The organism is Rhodococcus sp. IEGM 1307, from assembly GCF_030056915.1.
Classification (GTDB): domain Bacteria; phylum Actinomycetota; class Actinomycetes; order Mycobacteriales; family Mycobacteriaceae; genus Rhodococcus_F; species Rhodococcus_F opacus_D.
This window is the reverse complement of sequence record NZ_JASHKW010000097.1, coordinates 1-263: the sequence shown is the minus strand read 5'-3', so window position 1 is coordinate 263 and position 263 is coordinate 1. Positions and strand designations below refer to the sequence as shown.

Here is a 263-nt window from a genome sequence, read left to right as displayed (position 1 = left end):
CCTCCGCCCGCGAGATCCAGGTGTCGGTGCCCTCGTCGTAGACGGCGTCGGTGTACTCGATCGGCGTCCACGCGGACTCGTCGGCGTCGATGGATGCGATCGCACGTTTGATGGTGGAGGTCAGGCGCACGGTGACCGACACATCGGCACCGGCACGGGTCGCGGCACCAATGGTGGGATGGCCGTAGAACGCCGAATCGCACCGAACCAGGGGTTTCGACGCGCCGTCACCGCTCGAGCAGCCAACGTGCGCCCCGCGGGCC

Annotated in this window: 1 pseudogene; it reads right to left on the bottom strand. The window is 68.8% G+C overall.

From position 1 onward, the window contains the following. A pseudogene (locus QM841_RS42970) lies at positions 1 to 263 on the bottom strand (IS1380 family transposase); the annotation flags it as partial.